Below are 18674 nucleotides of genomic sequence, written 5' to 3' on the forward strand. Positions count from 1 at the left end.
ATAAAAAAATTCTCTGTATATTTCTGGAGGTGATGATAGAAAGATATGTTTAGAAACGTATTAAAGTAATGTTAGAATTTAAAAAAAGTGAAAAGTTTTTTAGGCTGTCGGCAGATGGATTATGAAATTACTTCCCTGGCCGATGGAGCTTTCGACGGTAACGAATCCGCCGTGAACGCCAGATATGTGCTTGATAATGGCAAGCCCAAGTCCTGTTCCGCCCAGTTTCCTGCTGCGGGCCTTGTCGACAACGTAAAATCTTTCGAATATGCGGGAAAGATGTTTTTGTTCTATTCCGCAACCCTGGTCTATGACAGATATGGTAACTTCATTCGCCGTTTTTTGAGCTTTTACTATTATTGTACTGTTTTCCGGACTGTACTTAACGGCATTGTCCACAAGATTTATTACTGCCTGCTCTATAAGAGCAGCATTTATTTTTACTGTTATCTCCTTGTCGCAAAGCAGCTCGACCGCTATATGCTTTTGGTCTGCTTTAACTTTGGAAAGTTCGATAGCTGAAACGAGACTTGGCCTAATATTTGTTTTTTCAAAAGAAAGCCTTCTTTTTTCGCTGTCTTCTTCTAATCGAGAAAGACTTAGCAAATCATCCACTATTGCATTTAACCTGTCGGCATGTCTGGCGATAATATTAAGAAACCTCTTCGCTTCTTCCGTATTGTTGATAGCCCCTTCCTGAAGTGTTTCTACAAAGCCCTTGATTGAGGTTATAGGCGTTTTAAGCTCATGAGAAACATTAGCAACGAAGTCGCGTCTCACTTCTTCCAGTTGACGGGTTCTTGTAACATCGTGCAGCACCAGAACCGCACCGTTATTATTGCCTTTATTATCAGTCAGACTGGAACCATACAATTGCAGGAAACGTCCGCTGTCATTCAATACGAAACAATCGGCTTCAGCCGTTTGTTTATCTTCGAGAGTATCCTTTATGTACTGCTGAAGCTGAGGATTACGGACAACCTCTTCAATATTCATCCCATTTGACTTGGCTGTATCGATATCGAGCAAATCTGCGGCCGCTTTGTTAATGCTGACTATATGTCCTGCCGAATCAATTGCCAGAACGCCCTCAATCATACTTGAAAGAATTGCTTGTATCTGGCTTCGCTCCTGGGTTATTGTGTCAATCCTGTCATTAAGCTGGCGAGCCATTTCGTTTAAGGCTTTCGCCAAATCAGCCAGTTCAGCCGTATTTGGTATGGATAGCCTCATATCGAGCTTGCCTGAAGCGAAATGTTTTGCGACCTCGGTCATCTGCTCCACAGGTCGGCTTATTTTCTTGGATATAGCCAGGCTTATCGCTGCCGCACAAATTGCGATGATAACGCCTGCCCAGAAAAGTTTTTTATAAATGTCTTTGAGCGCTTCATCAATTGCGGTAACGGGCACAGATGTCCGGACAACAGCTATGACTTTGTCATCCTGCCCACCATTTGGCGAGGTCTCGCTTTGGGCGGACTTAATTGGGATTGCCAGATACATCATTCTTTTGCCAATGGTCTCACTAAATCTAATTGAGTCGCCAGAGCCTTGCCGCAGTGCATCCTGAAATTCCGGCCTGTCAGCATGATTTTTCATACGGCTTGGGATTTCGTCCGAATCCGCGATGACTTCACCATTTGGCAGGATTACTGTAATTCGTGTGGAACTGGTAATTGCTATTTGTTTACAAAAATCATCTATTTCTTTAAAATTTTGGGTTACCAGATTAGCCGATATTTGTTTTTCAATCAAATGAGCCCTGATTTTGAGAACCTCGGCAACCTGATTAAGGTGAAATTTACGTAATGACTGTGACCCATACCACGCTACACTGATTACTGAAATAGCAATAATTAGTAAGAAAGATGGATAAATTTGCCATAACAGCCGCTTTTTAAACATTGATTAATCCTTAAAGCGATATCCAACGCCGCGGACAGTTTCAATATATTCGCTGCAAGGCCCCAATTTTTTTCGAAGCCCTACTATCTGAACATCTACGGCTCTGTCCGTAACCAGGTAGTCATCACCATGCAGCATATCAACAATCTGGTATCGTGTAAAAACCAGGCCCGGTCTTTTAGCTAATGCGTAAAGGATATTGAATTCAGTAAAGGTTAAATCTACCAGTTTGTTTTTAATCAGAACCTGACGGCGGGCGGGGTCTATAGTTAAGTCGTGAATTTTTACCGGCGACTTTTCCAAATCACGTGCTACGTTCCTGTGTAGAATCCTGCGTATTCTGGCTACAAGAACTTTTGGACTGAATGGCTTGGTTAAATAATCATCAGCCCCCAATTCCAGACCGGTGACAATATCAGATTCTTCACCTTTAGCGGTAAGCATTATGATTGGAATATTCTGCGTTTTGGCATCACTTTTCAGTTTCTTGCAGACCTCTAAACCATCGATGCCGGGAAGCATTAAGTCCAGAATCATCAGGTCGGGCATTTTGACCCTTGCTTTTCTCAAGGCATCCTCACCGGTGGTTGCCGTCTCAACTTTGTAGCCGTTCTTGTCGAGGTTATACCTAACCAGTTCGAGAACGTCCTCCTCATCATCTACAATCAGAATATTTTCCTTTGCCATAGCTTTTTTATACTCTATTTGTATTAGCTTGTTGTTAGCAAAATGTTAGTTTTTTGTTAGTTGGCTTGAGTTTAGTTTACCATAATCTGGTCCAATCTCAACATCTGGTCTAAATAGAGCTTATCCATAGTTTACAATTCTTGATTTTTGTTGCAAATAGTGATGTCAGATTAGAAAGAGACCGGTGTCAAAAAAGTGTCAATCGCCACGGTATATCCACTTGTCAGTCACTTGTATATTCACTTGTCAACCACTTGCAATCCTCATTTCGGCTCAAAAACACGCGTGTAAGTCATTGTTAGATAGGGTCTTATGGAGTGTCTATAGGACTGTCGATCCGAAGGTTGAGGGTTCTGCCGTAAGGCATCCTGCGGAGAGTCCCTTCGGCCTCGTTACGCTAACGCCTTGTAAATTAAAAGACTTACAAGGCGTTTTTGTTTGCATATAGATTCAAACACCACTATCGAGGATGGTAAACCACTTGTAATTCATCTTACTCAACTATTTTGCCAACACATTTTATGTTGCTGAACGAGGCCTTGGTTAACTGAGAATTATCGTGGCTAAGGCAAAAGATGCCGACATAAGCAGTTTTTGGCAGGCCAGGCAAAGTAGCCGTCATAAATTTCTCCCATTGGTCATTACCTTTACTATGATAAGATTCAATAGTCTGGCCTTTGCGTATCAGTTTTAAATTTATGCCGGGGAAATCATGGCCGAGATGGCCGTCGGTTTTTACGTGCTCGGCTTTGTGATAACGACATATAAATTCGAGTTCGCCGGCAGGTCTTACGCCGAACAGCGCGCAGACAGAATCATCGGATAAATTTTCTCTAATCATAACGCCTGCCTTGGCGTACATATGCACAAATGTTAATTCGTCAACGGTCGCGGAAATTTCGCAATCGCCTTCAATTTTCTTCCATATAAACCGAAACTGGTCGTTTGATAAATAAATGTCAGCACCGGAGGCGTAAAGGTCTATTTTGCTGTCGGAATAGACTTTCTGACCGCCGGGAATACTTGTCCCTATATCAGTTGCGGCCCAGCCGATAGGCTTACCATTGAAAGGCGCAGATGTAATCGGCTCGGGCATTGGCGGCGGCTCGGGCAATGGCGGAAGAGGCTGTTTGTCGGTCAAAGATTTTTTGAGGCCTTCAAAAATTGTATAATCTGAAGATAAAGATTTAAAATAATTTTCTATTTCACTCAAACTTGCAGTACTGAAATCTATATCCTGTATTGGATTTTTGTTTGTGACCATTTCCCAATACCCTCTGCGTTCTTCGCCCGGGATTGTGATTACCTTATACGCCCACATGGTCGCAGCCCAGCCGTATTTGGCATAAGTGTCGAAATGATAACGCATCATTTCCGCACCGCCGGCAGAGGTAAATACAACATTAAATTCACCCATTAAAAACGGTACATTATATTCTTTAAGTTCATTATCAATATCTTTTAAAACTACTTTTAGAAATCTTGTCTGATTTTTACGTGTCGGGGGGCCGCCATCGAAAATACCCGGATAACGATGAAGCGAATAAACTACATTGGACCAATTTCTGTCTTTAGGATTTCCCATTTCTTTTATAGAAGCGTGCCCCTGCATAAAGATAATATGGTTATTATCAATCGTCCTTATTGCTTTATAAATAGAATCGTAAGCCTTGAGCTGTTCGCTCATATCGGCGCCCCACGGTTCATTTAACAAATCATAGCCGGCGATGCAGGAACGGCCTTTGTAACGCTCGGCAATTTGCTGCCAGAGCCAATACGTCCGTTTTTTATAAGATTCATTGTTCCAGAATTGATTAAAATCTTCTCTTCCGCAATGTCCCATGTTGCTTTGTCCGCCGGCGGCGCCGTGCAGACAAATAATCGTATAAATTCCCTGTTTTTCGGCCGTGTCTATGGCATGGTCCAGCCATTTGAAGGCGTTTGGCTTAATATGCATAGGGTTATTTTCGTCTTCGATTAATTGATAATAAACCGGAAGACGCACACAATTCATCCCAAAAGACTTAATGATTTCGAAATCCCTGTCTTTTATCCAATTGGCTCTGAAAACATCCATTAACCTGTCTTTTTCCTGATATCCAAAACGAGACGCCAGCACAGATTCTAATGTATATTGGTCTCTGATTTTATTGTTATATGAATGCAGCATCCACATTTCTATCGAAAACCAGTTGCCAAGATTGCAGCCTTTGAGAATTACAGTTTTATCGCTCTCATCAACAATAAAAGTACTCTTTGCTTTCAACATCGGCAATTCAGCGGCATACAAAGGCAGTACGATTGCAGCCAGTAAAATCAAAATCATATATCGGGTTTTGACAGGCATTTTTAGTCTCCTTTAAATTTATGGACGGTTAATTATAAGAGTCTGAATCGAGTGAGACGGACTCTCTAATGTCGCGCTGTAATTTTTAAAACGCAGACAAAAATCTATTTTATTTTCGGTTCTGTTCATAACGACGGTAACGACAGAACCGTTTTGATTTTGAAAAGCGGTAACTTCAAGATGTTTGCTGCTGGCAGAAGAGAATATTCTTATGGCTCCGGGCTTTATAAATTTGCTGAAGTGTCCGAGATAATAATACGAACTTTGATAATGCAGTTTGCCGGTTTTAGTGTCTGCGATAATAGGGGCGTCGCAATAATTATGGGCGTGGTTCGGCCCGCCGTTTTCGTCAAGAAGCATATTCCAGTCAACCCAGCCTGCTGTCCAGTTATTCAAATCGCCGATAATCGCGTGACCATAACCTTCTCCTGTTTGCCAACTGCCGAGTTTGACGCCTCTTTCATGACATCCTTCCGTTGCGATTAAGTGTTTGTCAGAAAAGAAGTTATGTACCTTTGAAAGATTCTCGAAATATGTTCCTGCATACCAGTGAAAACCTACTGCCCACACATATTTAGCTGCCTGCGGGTCGGAGAGAATTGTTGAAACTCTCTCGACGAGAATATCTTTGTTGTGGTCCCAAACAATAATTTTAATGTGCGACAAACCCTGTTCGGCGAATTTCGGTCCGAGATAAAATTTCAGGAAATCTCTTTCTTCCTCATTCGAATAAATGCAGGAGTCCCATCTTTGGACGGCATCAGGCTCATTTTGTACCGTAACGGCCGAGATAGAAATGCCGGCATCTAAGTACGCTTTAATATATCTTGTAAAATAAAGAGCCCATGCATTATAGCAATCAGTTTTTAATTTCCCGCCGTTATTCATTTGCGAATTGGTTTTCATCCATGCAGGGGGGCTCCATGGCGAAGCGAAGAGTTTAAATCCTTTTTGAGATGTCCGCATAGCGTCTTTAATAAATGGAATCAAAAACTTTTTATCGTGAGCGATATTGAAATGTTTAAGCTCGTAATCACCTTCGATATCGTCATAAGAATAATTCGAGAGACTGAAATCGCAGCTATTAATATGTGTACGACACAAGCTGTAGCCCAGGCCGTCAACCTCGTCAAAATAAGCACGGAGAACCTCATCCTTTTTTTCCGGAGGAATCTGAGATAAAACATAAGCACCGGCCTCGGTGAAAGCGCCGCCGAATCCTTTTATTACCTGAAATGTTTTTGATACGTCCAGCTCGACAAAATCGCAAACCGCAGCAGACTTGTCTTTTGACAGAGAAACCGAGCCTCTGATTGCCAGGCGGTCTTTAGAGTCTTTGGCGGTCAAAATAACCTGAAGGTCATTTTCCATTAAATTTTTTTCCTGTAAACGAAAACAGCACAAACAGACTCTGTTAAGTCTGTAAATGCAACTATATATTTCAATATGTACTATTACTTAGAAACCGATTGCTATTATAAAATATTGCATTTATAAGTCAAGTTAAACTTGACTTAAAGTTGTATATGTTGTAATATACACACAGACAGACTTATATGGATATAAAATGGTTCAAAGTTTCAAAAAAATGTACCTTGCACGTTTAATGTCGGTCTTTTTAATGGTGACGGCCTATTCAGGCCTTTGTCTGGCCATACCGCAGGAACTGATACTTAATGGCGGCTTTGAAAGCGGCTCAGGCGGCGTGCCGAACTCATGGTCAAGCAGGGGAAGCGGCGGATGGGCCACATGGAAGAATGATAATGCCTGGGGCAAGTGGGGAACATGGTATGTCAATGCAGGTGCTGCAAGCAGCGGCCAATATCAGGAGTGGGTGCAAAATATCTCGGTAGCGCCCGGTACAACCTGCACGTTCAGCGTACAATCCAGAACAGAGGACTGGGGCAGCCCAACCGGCTATATTCAAATTGACTGGAAAAATACATCGGGAACAATCATCAGTTCCGTTCAGCAAACTCTTTATTCCGGCAGCCAGAATCTTGTATGGGCACTATATAGTCTTGGCCCCGTAACAGTTCCGGCCACTGCCGTAACGGCGGACATCATCCTGCATGGAGGATACTATGGAACTGTGTTATTTGACCAGGTCTCAGTTTTGAGTCAGGGTCCAAATACCGATTTTAACGGCGACTACATCGTCAATTTCGATGATTTTGTATTGTTCGCAAATTTGTGGCTCACATCATCGACCACGTATGACCTGACGGGAGATGGTTTTGTGGATTTTAGCGACTTATCTGTTTTTGCTGATAACTGGCTTGCAATCACAAGTCCGCCATATCAAGGCTATCAACTCACCGTTAATGACGTAACAAAGTATCAGACAATGGACGGCTTCGGCGCTTCACTGACCGAGTCATCCGCGTACCTTATAGGTTACTATCTTAATGCCAATGAGCAGCAAAGCGTGCTTCAAGACCTCTTTGACCCCGATATCGGCATCGGTCTGTCCTATTTGCGTCAGCCCATGGGAGCTTCAGACTTTCGTTTGAGTAATTACAGCTATGATGATATTCCCGGCTCTGTCCCTGCCGATTACGGTCTGACCTCGTTTTCGATTGCGCGTGAAACCACATATATAATTCCGCTGATTCTGGAAGCGATGGAAATTAGTCCCGACATTAAAATTATGGGCTCGCCGTGGTCTCCGCCGATATGGATGAAAACTCCGCGGGTATGGGAAGGCAAAAGCGGCAGCACCAACAGTACACTAATCGATAACGACAGCGTCTATCAGTCTCTGGCAAATTACTTTGTCAAATACATTCAGGCCTATGCAGCATGGGGTATTAATATAGATGCCGTAACATTGCAGAATGAGCCGCTTAATGCGACTCCTGCGTCTCCGGGCCTTGTTATGTCAGCGGCAAATCAAATACGGCTGATAAAGCTGGTCGGACCTGCCTTTGCGGCAAACGACATCACCACAAAGATTATCAGCTATGACCATAACTGGGACAACACCTCTTTTGTTACAGCCGTTTACAATGATGCCGTCGCTTCATCGTACGTCGATGGTTCTGCGTGGCATGACTATTTCGGCGATGTCTCTGTGCAGAGCACCATCCACACTAACTTTCCCACTAAAAATATATATTTTACTGAAAGCTCCGATGGAGTATGGAATGATGAAGGTTTCAGTGAAGACCTGATAAGAAACGGCAAATTTGTCATTGATGTTACACGCAACTGGGCCAAAACGGTCATAAAATGGAATCTTGCACTGGACCAGAATAATGGACCAAAGACGAGCGGTGGCTGCGATACCTGCTACGGCTTTATTACGATTAATTCCGCGACACACGCCGTTTCGCATCGGCCTCAATATTATGCGATAGGTCAGGCAAGCAAATTCGTGCGGCCCGGAGCATCGCGTATCGACTCAACTCAATCGCCGGGCGCAAATATCAAGAACGTATCTTTCCAGAATCCGGATGGTTCAATTGTCTGTTTTGTGGTCAGTCCGGACTCAAGCCCGCACAATCTGAGAATTGCATGGGGGACTAAAACATTCATTTACACCCTGCCGGCTGCTTCAGTCAGCACGTTCGTATGGAATCCGGGGTCGGATATAGTTAATGTCTGGATCACTACCGGCGACCAGACGAAATTGCTGCAGAAACAGCATATAGTATTCTTCCAGTGACCAAAGGACATTGTTAATCGTAATGCGATATAAGCAGTTAAAGATATGCCTCACAACCTTAATACCGGTTTTCTTGGCAGTGGCGGTCTGTTCGAACCTTTGTTTCGCAGCGTCTCAGGAGTTGGCGCTAAACGGAGGTTTTGAAGACAGTTCCGGCGGCAAGCCGAACTCGTGGTCAAGCCGGGGAAACGGCGGATGGGCTGTTTGGAAAATAGATGAAAACTGGGGTCAGACAGGACGATGTTTCGTATGCGCGGGCGGCTATTCCGGCAGTGAATACCAAGAGTGGGTACAATCTATTGATGTGGTGCCCGGCACAACTTGCATCTTCAGCGTAGATTCCTGTACGGAAGACTGGGGCACGCCAACCGGTTATATCAGAATTAACTGGAAAGATGCATTCGGAAACACGATAAGCACTTATACGAATATGCTTTTTTCCGGCAGCCGGAATACAACATGGTCGCAATACAGCAGCGGCAATATAACAATTCCGGCCGATACCGTAACAGCGGAAATTATCCTGCACGGAGGCATTTCCGGAACTATATTATTCGATCAGATTTCATTTACAGGCCAGGTCCCGCCGATACAGGTAAACGCTGATTTCAACGGCGATTTGTTCGTCGATTTTCAGGATTTTGCGGCGTTTGCTCATTCATGGCTTCAATCGTCAACCCTATACGACCTGACCGGAGACAGTCAGGTGGATCCCTGCGATCTGAGCATTTTCGCAGACCACTGGCTTAAAGTTCCAGACCTTCTGTTTGAAGGCAATTTGATTGAAATCGACGATACCCAAAGGTATCAGGAGATTGACGGCTTTGGCGCATCACTGACCGATTCATCCGCATATCTTATTGGCAATTACCTCACCTCTGCTGAACGTACAAGTGTGCTCGAAGACCTGTTCGACCCTAATATCGGTATCGGGCTGACGTATTTGCGTCAGCCAATGGGCGCTTCAGATTTTCGCCGAGTTGATTACAGCTATGACGATGTCCCATACGGTGACACCGATTATAACCTGACTTCATTTTCAATTAATTATGATGTTACATACATAATTCCCATACTTCAGGAGGCGCTTGGCATCTGTCCTGACATCAAAATTATGGGCACGCCATGGAGCCCGCCTGCATGGATGAAGACGAGCAAGGCATTCGGCTATGGCAGTCTGACTAACGATGACAGGGTCTATCGGGCATTGGCAAACTATTTTGTCAAATATATTCAGGCATACGCAGCATGGGACATCGACATCGATGCGGTTACCTTGCAGAATGAGCCGTATTATGAGCCATACTCGTATCCGGGTATGCACATGGAACCTGCCGACCAGATACGACTGGTAAAACTCATGGGACCGGCTTTTGAGGCAAATGGCATTAACACAAAAATTATTATCTGGGACCACAATTGGGACCGGCCTGATTTTCCGGTCGCCGTTCTAAATGACAGCGAGGTATATCAATATATTGCCGGCACGGCATGGCACTGGTACGGTGGAGATATTTCAACACAGAGCCAGGTACATGATGCCTACCCGGACAAAGATGCCTATTTCACCGAAGGCTCTGACGGGACATGGCAGCCGCAGGATTTCGGCTGGAGCCTGATAGATAATGGCAATTTAATCGTGCGGGCAACGCGCAACTGGGCAAAGACCGTAGTCAAATGGAATCTTGCACTGGATCAGGATAACGGCCCCAAAATTGCCGGCGGCTGCGATACCTGCCACGGCGTTGTTACAATTAATTCAGTAACACACGCGGTTTCACGTCGGCCTCAATATTATGCGTTAGGTCAGGCAAGCAAATTTGTGCGGCCCGGAGCCGTGCGTATTCAATCGACCGAATCAGCGGGAGCAGGTATTGAAAATGCAGCCTTTCAGAATCTGGATAATTCGATCGTGTGTCTTGCTACTAATGCTTCAACAAGTTCGCACAACCTGAAAATCGCATGGAATAATAAGTCGTTTATTTATCCCCTGCCTGCCGTTTCATTCAGCACGTTTATATGGCGTCCGAATTCGAACGACGTTAATGTCTGGATTACGACCGGTGATCAGCAGAAACTGCTGGAAAAACAGCGCACAGTATTTTTTCAATAGTCAGAGGCGGATTATCCTTCGAAGACAAGTTTTACTTCCGTATCAATTGCCTCGTAGAAAGTATCTAATCGCGGCTCGACAAGAAAACTATCTGTACCTTCCAGAGCAATTGCCAGAACATTTTCTTTCTGCAGGAATGTTGCAGGCACATAAAACTCGTGCTGCGGGCCTATAGATTCAAATTGCCCCAGCCCCTTGCCGTTGAGATAGAATACGCATCTTTGACTGGCGTTCGGAATTGTCAGTCGCACTGCGGCTTCAACGCCCGGATGGCACTTGTATTCAAATTTGCGTCTGAACCAGACGATATTGCCCATTTTTTCAGAGATAACATATTTTTCAGCGGTTGGTACATTTGTCCAGTCGGAATCGTCGAATAAACTTTTTGTGTAGCCCTTTAATATGCCGGTTAACTGCTGGCGGACTCTGAAATCTGAAACGTCGGTCGTTAATGGATTACCTGCTGAGGCGGCGTTGATCAATATCGGCTGCATTATTCCGCTGTATTTCAGGATTGCTCCCTCGTGCGGATGGGATTTGTTGTGGTAGATGTTTGCGTAAAGCACTGCGAGACAATTTCTGCCGGCAACGATAAATTTATTATCGATGTCTATTCTCTGCGGTTTATTTTCCGAAGTTATGCCTGTCCAGACGAGATTGCCGTTGAGATAAATATACTGGCGGTCGGTAGCATTGCCTGTGTAGATGATTTGGACATCTCTTGATTTTGATGACAGCTCGAATTGTCCGCGATACCAGATGTAGCCGTGTTCGAGCAGGCCTGCTTCTTCAAGCGATGTCGGCTTTGCCAGTCTCAGCCAGTTGCTGTCATCGTAGTCCGGGGCGATTTCGTCTGTATCGGCTTTTACTTTCCAGTCGCCAAGCCATTTAAGACTTACGCTGTTTTTCGCGGTCTTTTTGTATCCAAACGAAGTTTGCATATCTTTAACATCTGTAAATGTTTGTATTGTTTTGTCGGCGATGGATGCATGGGTGATTTTTTTGCCGCCGAAATAATGGAATGTATTTTTTTCACCGCTGACAACCTGTATTTTTACAACAGCCTGATTGCCGCTCTGTTCGATGTCCTTTGTGAAATAGGCATCACAGACAAGAATACCGTTGTTCATCGGTTCTACTTTGCCGGCCAGTTTCTGGTCGATGATAAACAGCAGATGATTTTTAATTTGCGCAATTTGTATTCCGGTATGTTTATATTTTAGTACGGCCTGTTCACTGCCGGCCAGTTCGATGTCGCCTTTGAGGATTTTTACTTCTGAAGCGGAGACATTTAAAGTTGTTTTGCCGATTTTGTCGGATTTGCCGTACAGACCGAAGAAAACCTGCCCGTTAATTTTTTTCGTAAAGAGCAATTCAGAACTTGAACTCATTATTTTAATGTCTGTATTGGGTATGCAAACATCGACCGGGAGAAGAGATGTTTGATAAGGCTCAAGTTCGAGGCCGGTAATAATTGTTTTGCCGTTTTTGAAGATGCTTACAGTTCGGCTTTGCGGGCTGAGATTTCTGACGCAGACAAGCTGCTGACCTTTGCCGTCTCTTTTGGCATATACTTTGAATTTTTCTGATTTTGTCGAAAGTGTTTTGTCGGCGGCAGAGCCGGTTTTTTCTATTATTTGTATTTCATTTTTTTCTGATATTGCTGAAAAGTCTTCCGTACTTTCTGATTCGAGAAGTAAATCTTTATAATCCTGACAAAATAGCATAAAAGCCTTTGTCCAGTCATATCTGCCGGGCATTACATGGCCCCATTCGCGTATCATTGAGCCGCCGAAGTCGAAACTTGTGCCTGTGCCGATGCCTGTTATAGGCCAGTTATTTCCGCGGCAGCCCCAGTACGGAAAGGTTGTGCCGCCAATAAACATATAATAGTTCAGAACGGATGCTCCGAGTATCAAAACGCTTTTGGTTACGCTTTCAGTCAGATTGATATCCGGAATGTAAAAAGGCTGGCCGAATTGTGAAAACCATCCGACCTGCAGTTCGAGAATCATAGTGGGGCAGTCGGGCTGGCCTTTTTTGGCGTTTATGATTTTTCCGTCGAAATATTCGTGCTCATACATCCAGTGCGTAAAGAACGGAATGTTGGGATAATAAGTGCGTGTGTCGATAATACCTTTTCCCCTGAGAAATTCCGCTTCGTTTGCAAATTGAGGAATGTCTATACCGAACTCCCTGAGCATTTTGCCGAGTCGTTTGAAGTATTCGACAGCGGTTTCAACCGAGATTTTTTCTTCGCCGTAATGCATAAGATGGTCGTATTCGTTTTCGACCTGGATACAGAGGATATTTCCGCCTTTGGTAACCATATATGGCAATATTTTTTCGGCAACGGATTTGTACCAGCCGCGGACATAACCAAGATATTTATCGTTTAGTACGCGCAATGGTATTTTTTTGGATAGCAGCCAGTCCGGATGTCCGCCGAAATCCCATTCCGCGCATATATACGGGCCGGGTTTTACAATCAGATATATTTCATGTTTTTGGCACAGTTCGATAAATTTGCCCAGGTCTCTGTCTCCTGTCCAGCATTGTTTGCCTTCGGTCTGTTCGTGCCAGCTCCATGGAATATATGTTGTGATAAGATTTGCCCCGCATCGTTTTGCTTTGATTATTCTGTTTTCCCAAAGTTCATTCGGTGTGCGGAAATAATGGAATTCGCCGCCTGTAAGCAGCAGTCTTTTCCCGTTGACTATAAAACTTTTCGCGTCATAAGTAATGTTTCCCTGCGATGCTGATGCTGTCATAATTAATTTCCTGCCTTAAAAAGTAATTAACCTAATTCTATTTCTATTGACTGAATTTTGTGTTCTCTTGCTTTGCGGGCGATTGTTTCGTCAAAGACGCCGCCTTTTATTTTTGTGATTCTGCCGTTTATATCTTTTATCTCCGCGGCTATCGGCTTTACGCAGTCGTCGCCGAAGGTATTTTTCATCTTTGGGTTTTTATATGTAACCAGAATATCGCCTAAAAACATAAAACTGAGTGTTTTTGCCGCGAAATTTTGTTTTACCTGTTTATTATTTATCCACAGGTTTTTTGTCTGCGGCCTTGTTGTAAACAGCCAGTCTGGAATTGCGGGATTTAAATGTAATGTGACTTTGCCGTTATGGTCAATCGTGAATGGTTTTTCGCCGACAGCCATCATCAGGAATATGTGTATAAATTCCGCTGTTGAGCCGCTGAGTCTTGCGACAAATCCTGTGCCGTGGATATTGGCATCCGGGTTTGCGCTGCTTGCGATGAAAGAGGAATTTTCGAGTATGCTTCGTCCATAAATCTGCGGATTCATAAAAGGCACAAATACATTTTTGAAATCAGTGTAAAATTGCTCGAATAGCCCGCTTCTAAGCAGTTCAAGCATATATTTATATTCCATATGCGTCCAGATGGATTCGTTTTCCAGCCAGCCCCGTGAAAATGTTTTGGTTCTTCCAATTTCCATAGGCTGGTCCAAAAGCGGTTCGTTGACCTTATACATTTTTAATTTTTCATCGAACAAGCCGCTTTTTCTGACTGCTTTTGCCATGGCCAGCGTTTTGTTTTTGTTTTTTTCAATTCTTAAAAAATGCACCGGCCCTTCAAGAAACGACGGCAGGGGATGCTGTTTGAATTTTGTGACTTTTATACATTGGAACCCCCGTCCGTTTAATTTAGGGTTGCCGTTGGTAATTATTTTCTTATAAGTTATCGGCTGATTTATAAAATAGCTCGGCAGAACACCGGCTTTTGATTTAGCCTGTGCTTTTGCGATGCCATAGTTGAGTTTATCCAGAGCCGAGATTAAAAACTGCTTCAATTCCGCAATACTGACGGTTTTTTGTTTGCCTGAAACGCCGAAGAATATCTCAGTCCTGTATTCTTCTTTGCAGGATGCGGATTTATTCCAGTAATCGAAACCATTTTTGTTGGTTTTCAGAAGTTTCTTGATTTTAGATATGAAATTGTAAGTCTCATTTGCGATTGATATTTTTTTTATGTTAGATTTTTCAATGGAATCGAGCGTAAAAATTATCAGCCGTTTTAATTCGAGGGTCTCGCACAGACTTGAACCGAACAATCCCGGAAGGCCGTTTAGTGCGTCATACCAGTTCGGTTTGTCAGATTCCATTTCAATGCCGATACCTTCAAAATCCAGCGAAGCGATTTTATTTACTATTATGCTGATAATTTTATGTGCGAGGGTTGTGTTGTAAATTTCGCCTTTACCGTATCTGGTTCTGACCTCATTTTTTCTTTCGCTTCTCTGTTTGATTAGCGATTCTTTTTTACTGCTGCGGGCGACAGAATCAATCTGCATCGGTTTGCCGCACCAGAGAACATATTTGTCTTCCCGCGGCAGAACATAATGATGATTATCAAAAAAAGTGAAATCATTTTTCTCGAACAGGATATATCGCAGATTCTCCGGCCAGACAGCCAGATAGTTTTCGAACAAATCGAGATTGTAACACCAATGGTCAGACCAGAAACCGTGCCCACAATCCGGCTGGGAGACTTTTTTGCTTATTGTCAATATTTGGGCGATAAAAGCAGGCATGCCGATTTTTATTTTTATATTACGTTCATCCAGATAAGTTGTTATTTGGCCGGGCGTATAATGTTTTTTGAAAAGCTGCAAAACGCATGCGGCCTGCTCTGAGGAAAAGGCAGCTTTGATAATTTGTTTTAATTTCGGTGTGTTTGTTATTTCAAAACTTACCGGTTTTACAATCAGCGGATTGAACCCGTCCAGTTGAATCATATTGTAGAATTGTTCAATATTATCCGTTTTTACGTCAGGGTTAAACAGCAGGTCATTTCTGCGGTTCTGATTAACATCGCGGAAATTGCCGTTTCCCTGAGAATAATTGGTAGGCGATAATTGAAAATCGTTGTAGTCTCTTTCGAGGTCGCCGTGCTTTCGTGAATATAAATGAAGCGTTGTGCTTTTGTCTCTGTGCCGCAGCGATACCGGGAAACCGCCCCGCAGCGTATTATCCAGAAAATTCTGCCTGCAGTATAAATCAAACTCATTTGAACTGCTATGTACAAAATTATTCTGTGTCAGTTGTTCAATAACGGTCTGGTTTTCGGATTGTTTTCTCGGAATATAACTGCCGCTGCACATCTGCGTTATAAGTTTGTTAAGTTTCTCCACGCTCGAAATACTTCCAATTATCGAATTATACTCACACGATTTTTTTGGACTGATTACTGCTGTAAAATATCCCATCGCACACGGCAGACGGTTTTCAGTAATTTGTGTTCCATTGAGTTTATAAGGCGTTTGGCCGGCAAATACCTTCGGGTAGCTGTAATCAGTTAAATGAGCAAAAATCTTTTCGGGGTCAACTATCGGCGATATAATTTTCCCCTTTGCCTTGCCGCCGATAAAGCCCAGATAAAAATTTCCCTCTTTTACAGGTATTACTTCAGGACTATCCTGCTGTTTTGTGCGAATTTTAAAGTATGGAGCGTTATTTTTAAGATTTGTTACCTCGACAAATGATTCCACGAGCCGCCGCATATTTTTTAAATTGTAGTTATCAACGCCGAATGGAATTATCAGAGGCAGTCCGTCCAGCACTTCCATTTTTATTTTTTTGGTTGTTCTGTTCTCAATAGTAAGCTTTCGCACAAGCCCGGCATAATTTTCTCTGACTATGTTGAAAAAATCGACTTTGAAATACAATCCCAGCGTTTTATTTTCCTCTTCTATAGACAAAGATTCCGGGCGAATTATCATTTTTTGTGTTATTTTCATTGAACGCTGCTCCAGCTTATCCTGAAACGGTTCGTATAGGAATCCTTTTTTGCCGTAGAAAATTTTTACAAAAGTTCTGAAGCCCTGTGTTGAAGAGAGCTGATATGCGGCATTGGCGGAGAGAAATTCCATTATCGGTTTTTGTTTATCCTCAAGACCGATACTGCACAGGCATTGGCCACGGTTTACATAAAAAACCCACATAGGAATTCCATCTGCCCCGGCAATACCCGGGAAAAAACTGGCAAATGGTTTTGCCTGATTATAATTTTCAATAACGAATTCACCGTTGTCGCCCAATGAATACTTTGGTATCATTTTTGTCTCCGGATACATTTTAAATTTCACGGGAAAATTTTATATTTTTGCATTAGCAACCGGTTTCTATATTATATACCTGAAGTTTTTATTGTCAAGTGGTCTGGTGCGGAAGATTTTAAAGGCGATTTTATCCCTTAAGACCGGTAAGCGAAATGCCCTCGATAAAGGCTTTTTGCGCAAAGAAATAAATTATGATTATCGGCAGAACAATAAGGCTCGATGCCGCCATCAGATAATTCCAGTAAGTTCCGCCGTGCTGGCTCTGGAAAAATTGCAGACCAAGCGCAAGGGTATAAGTATCTTCCCGTGTCAGATATACCAGCGGACCGAGAAAATCATTCCACGACGCGATAAACTGAAACAACGCTACCACCAGCAGTACAGGTTTTGACAATGGCAGTACGATTCGCAGCAGTATTCCCAGTTCGCTGCAGCCGTCGATTTTTGCCGCCTCGGTCAGTTCGGTTGGTATTGTGCGGAAGAATTGCCGCATCAAAAAGATATTGAAAGCTGCTGCTCCGAACGATGGAATCCACAGCGGCTTTAATGTTCCAATCCAGCCGAGTTTGCCGAACACAACGAACAATGGTGCCATTATAACCGGAAAAGGTATCATCATTGTAGCTAAAACGCAGTAAAACAGTACATCCCTGCCTTTCCACTGGATTCTCGAAAATCCGTATGCAACCAGCGTTGACGATACCAGTGTGCCTATTACCGACAGAACGCAAACTATCAAAGTGTTTTTCGCATACTTCCAGAATGGTATCGCCGTTGTCGCATGGGTATAATTACTCCACATAAATTTTGATGGGATAATTGTCGGCGGGATTTTTGTTGTTTCCGGCAGCGGCTTCAGCGCCGTTGACAGCATCCAAATAAGCGGAAACAAAAACGCTATCGCACCGATTATTAGTACCGCGTGTATCGCGGCAGACGACAGCAGCCGTTGTTTTTTATGTGATGTAGGTTTCGGTAGATTATTTTTCTGCATAATAAACCCTGCTTGCCGTTAGTTTTGTTGTAATAATTGTTATTACAACGATGATAATAAACAGTAGAACAGCCATCGCACCGGCATAGCCCATCTTTAAGAAGCTAAACGCGTTATCGAACAAGTACATTGTGTAATAGTATGTGCTGCGGGCAGGACCGCCTGCGGTCATAATATATGGAACTGCAAAAACCTGCAGGCAGCCTATGATTCCGAGTATAAGATTAAAGTATATCACCGGCGAAATCATTGGGATTGTTATGTGTCGAATTTTTGCAAACCAGCCTGCGCCGTCAATTTCCGCAGCCTCATAAAGGCTTCGCGGCACATCCTGCAGGGCTGCAAGGTATATCACAATTGAACCGCCCACGCCCCATATTCCGGTTAGTACGATTGAAGGCGTTGCCCACATTGTCGAACCGAGCCAGTTCGGCCCGTTAATGCCCAGCAGGCCGAGTATATAATTTAAAATTCCATTTTCTCCGTTGAACATCCATTTCCACAAAATAGCCAGCGCGACCATCGGTACTAACGACGGCAAAAAATAAATCGTGCGAAAAACTCCGCGTCCGATGATTTTTTGGTTCAGCAGAATAGCAAAGAACAGCGAAACAATCATTGAAAGCGGTATCGCCATAGCCGTATAAACGACTGTGCTTGTTATGGATTTTAAAAATATCTCGTCGTGGAAAAGACTGCTGTAGTTTTTCAGCCCGATGAAAATTGGCGGGTTTAGTACGTCATATTCGCAGAAGCTGTAATAGACGCTCTTATATATTGGATAGAGCTGGAAAATCAGAAAGCCGATTATCCACGGCGAAATGAATATAAGCCCCTTGAATAAGTTTTCGGTACTTTTTTTCAAATGTG

At 43.3% G+C, this 18674-nt stretch carries 10 protein-coding genes; 2 read left to right on the top strand and 8 right to left on the bottom strand.

Going from position 1 to position 18674, the window contains the following annotated elements:
• Positions 1-99 precede the first annotated feature (99 nt).
• The 4 genes from WC496_09860 to WC496_09875 all read right to left on the bottom strand — a co-directional run bounded on the left by WC496_09860 (position 100) and on the right by WC496_09875 (position 6310).
• Positions 100-1905, bottom strand: a complete 1806-nt coding sequence (locus WC496_09860; GenBank protein ID MFA5293324.1) for an ATP-binding protein — start codon at positions 1903-1905, stop codon at positions 100-102.
• Between the two features lie 3 nt (positions 1906-1908).
• Positions 1909-2592: a response regulator gene (locus WC496_09865; protein ID MFA5293325.1), complete on the bottom strand. Its 684-nt coding sequence runs from the start codon at positions 2590-2592 to the stop codon at positions 1909-1911.
• 493 nt (positions 2593-3085) lie between these two features.
• A complete protein-coding gene (locus tag WC496_09870; protein ID MFA5293326.1) occupies positions 3086-4939 on the bottom strand; it encodes a cellulase family glycosylhydrolase in 1854 nt (617 codons plus the stop codon).
• An 18-nt stretch (positions 4940-4957) separates the two neighbouring features.
• Entirely contained in the window at positions 4958-6310 is a 1353-nt protein-coding gene (locus WC496_09875; GenBank protein ID MFA5293327.1) for a glycoside hydrolase family 30 protein, read from the bottom strand.
• 196 nt (positions 6311-6506) lie between these two features.
• Here WC496_09875 and WC496_09880 point away from each other — a divergent pair, with 196 nt between their 5' ends.
• Both WC496_09880 and WC496_09885 read left to right on the top strand, forming a co-directional pair.
• Positions 6507-8606, top strand: coding sequence for a glycoside hydrolase family 30 beta sandwich domain-containing protein (locus WC496_09880; protein ID MFA5293328.1), 2100 nt, complete (start codon positions 6507-6509; stop codon positions 8604-8606).
• A 22-nt stretch (positions 8607-8628) separates the two neighbouring features.
• Positions 8629-10719, top strand: a complete 2091-nt coding sequence (locus WC496_09885) for a glycoside hydrolase family 30 beta sandwich domain-containing protein (GenBank protein ID MFA5293329.1) — start codon at positions 8629-8631, stop codon at positions 10717-10719.
• 11 nt (positions 10720-10730) lie between these two features.
• Here the strand turns inward: WC496_09885 and WC496_09890 are convergent, their stop codons facing one another.
• From WC496_09890 to WC496_09905, 4 genes are all read right to left on the bottom strand, one after another.
• Complete coding sequence (locus WC496_09890) at positions 10731-13490, bottom strand: beta-galactosidase (protein MFA5293330.1); 2760 nt, start codon at positions 13488-13490, stop codon at positions 10731-10733.
• Positions 13491-13516: 26 nt separating this feature from the next.
• Complete coding sequence (locus WC496_09895; GenBank protein ID MFA5293331.1) at positions 13517-16807, bottom strand: hypothetical protein; 3291 nt, start codon at positions 16805-16807, stop codon at positions 13517-13519.
• Between the two features lie 130 nt (positions 16808-16937).
• A complete protein-coding gene (locus WC496_09900) occupies positions 16938-17804 on the bottom strand; it encodes a carbohydrate ABC transporter permease (protein ID MFA5293332.1) in 867 nt (288 codons plus the stop codon).
• Complete coding sequence (locus WC496_09905; protein ID MFA5293333.1) at positions 17791-18669, bottom strand: sugar ABC transporter permease; 879 nt, start codon at positions 18667-18669, stop codon at positions 17791-17793. The genes WC496_09900 and WC496_09905 overlap by 14 nt, the downstream gene beginning before the upstream one ends.
• Positions 18670-18674 lie beyond the last annotated feature (5 nt).

This window comes from Phycisphaerae bacterium (genome assembly GCA_041652575.1).
Taxonomy (GTDB): domain Bacteria; phylum Planctomycetota; class Phycisphaerae; order Sedimentisphaerales; family UBA12454; genus UBA12454.

What these genes read in the sequence shown, in the direction of transcription:
- WC496_09860 (MFA5293324.1), bottom strand. Translation starts at nt 1,905, where the DNA reads ATGTTTAAAAAGCGGCTGTTATGGCAAATTTATCCATCTTTCTTACTA.
- WC496_09865 (MFA5293325.1), bottom strand. Translation starts at nt 2,592, where the DNA reads ATGGCAAAGGAAAATATTCTGATTGTAGATGATGAGGAGGACGTTCTC.
- WC496_09870 (MFA5293326.1), bottom strand. Translation starts at nt 4,939, where the DNA reads ATGCCTGTCAAAACCCGATATATGATTTTGATTTTACTGGCTGCAATC.
- WC496_09875 (MFA5293327.1), bottom strand. Translation starts at nt 6,310, where the DNA reads ATGGAAAATGACCTTCAGGTTATTTTGACCGCCAAAGACTCTAAAGAC.
- WC496_09880 (MFA5293328.1), top strand. Translation starts at nt 6,507, where the DNA reads ATGGTTCAAAGTTTCAAAAAAATGTACCTTGCACGTTTAATGTCGGTC.
- WC496_09885 (MFA5293329.1), top strand. Translation starts at nt 8,629, where the DNA reads ATGCGATATAAGCAGTTAAAGATATGCCTCACAACCTTAATACCGGTT.
- WC496_09890 (MFA5293330.1), bottom strand. Translation starts at nt 13,490, where the DNA reads ATGACAGCATCAGCATCGCAGGGAAACATTACTTATGACGCGAAAAGT.
- WC496_09895 (MFA5293331.1), bottom strand. Translation starts at nt 16,807, where the DNA reads ATGATACCAAAGTATTCATTGGGCGACAACGGTGAATTCGTTATTGAA.
- WC496_09900 (MFA5293332.1), bottom strand. Translation starts at nt 17,804, where the DNA reads ATGCAGAAAAATAATCTACCGAAACCTACATCACATAAAAAACAACGG.